General features: G+C 69.7%; 1 protein-coding gene. It reads left to right on the forward strand.

Translation table 11 applies throughout. The features are described 5' to 3' along the window. Window positions 1–146: 146 nt before the first annotated feature. Window positions 147–1400 carry an IS701 family transposase gene (locus JOL79_RS33510; protein WP_210159960.1) on the forward strand — a complete coding sequence of 418 codons (1254 nt, stop codon included), beginning with the start codon at window positions 147–149 and terminating at the stop codon, window positions 1398–1400. The last annotated feature ends 21 nt before the right edge of the window (window positions 1401–1421 follow it).

The raw sequence follows: 1421 nt of genomic DNA on the forward strand, positions 1-1421 counted from the left end.
TAGTACTCCAGCCGTAGATGGCGATCTTGCGTGTGGGCTGGTGGCAGAGATGGGAACGGCCACCGCGATCATCGAGTGTTGTGCTGACAATCAAAGATCAGGCGGTGGCCGCAGGCGATAGCGTAGCGGCCTCGCAGTGGCAGGCGATGTTCGATGAGCTCACCGACCGCATCGGCATCAGGTTCTCCCGGGTGGAACCGCGGCGGCGGGTCCGGGCCCTGCTGGGCGGGCTGCTGTCGGAGCTACCGCGCAAGAACTGCTGGACGCTGGCTGAGCATGCCGGGGACCGCACACCGGACGGGATGCAGCACCTGCTGGCGCGGGCGGTGTGGGACGCCGACGCCGTCCGCGACGACCTGCGCGGTTATGTGGTGGAGCACCTCGGACACGATGGGGCGGTGCTGGTGGTGGACGAGACCGGCGACCTGAAGAAGGGCACCGCCACGGTCGGCGTGCAGCGCCAGTACACCGGCACCGCCGGACGAATCGAAAACAGCCAGGTCGCGGTCTTCCTCGCCTACTCCACCCCGGCCGGGCACGCGTTCATCGACCGGGAACTGTACCTGCCTCAGGCGTGGACCGGCGACACCGGCAGGTGCCGGCGGGCGGGAGTACCGCGGGACCGCCCGTTCGCCACCAAGGGCGAACTGGCCACCTGGATGGTCGCCCGCGCCCTGGACGCCGGCGTCCAGACGAGGTGGGTGACCGGCGATGAGGTGTACGGCCAAAGCCCGCACCTGCGCACGGAGCTGGAAGCCCGCAAGGTCGGATACGTCCTCGCGGTCGCCTCCAGCCACCGGGTGACCACCGGCGCGGGAACCTGCCGAGCCGACCAGGTGATCTTCTCGGTGGCACAGGCCTCCTGGCAGCGGCTGTCGGCCGGGCAGGGCGCCAAGGGGCACCGCTACTACGACTGGGCCGTCGTCGAGATCGACCGCGAACGGCCAGGACGGCACTGGTTGCTGATCCGCCGCAACCGGCGCACCAGTGAGCTGGCCTTCTACCGCTGCTACGCCCCCGCCCCGGTCCCGCTGGCGGTCCTGGTCATGGTCGCGGGGCGTCGCTGGACCATCGAGGAGGCCTTCCAGACCGGCAAGGGCCTGACCGGCCTGGACGAGCATCAAGTCCGCCGGTGGAGGTCCTGGTACCGGTGGACCACCCTGGCCATGCTCGCCCACGCCTTCCTCGCCGCGGTCACCGCCCGCGAACGTGCCGACCAGCCGGCCGAACCCGAGCTGGCGCCACTGACACTCGGCGAGACCCGGCACCTACTCGTCCGGCTGCTCGTCCAGACCGCCCACAGCATGACCGACCTACTCCGCTGGTCGTGGTGGCGGCGACGCCATCAAGCCCGCGCCCGAGTCAGCCATTACCGGCGGCAAGCTGTTTACGAGCCCTGATCAGGAACTACGGCTGGAGTA

Origin of the sequence: Microbispora oryzae, assembly GCF_017896165.1 — a bacterium.
In the GTDB taxonomy this organism is placed as follows: Bacteria; Actinomycetota; Actinomycetes; order Streptosporangiales; family Streptosporangiaceae; genus Microbispora; species Microbispora oryzae.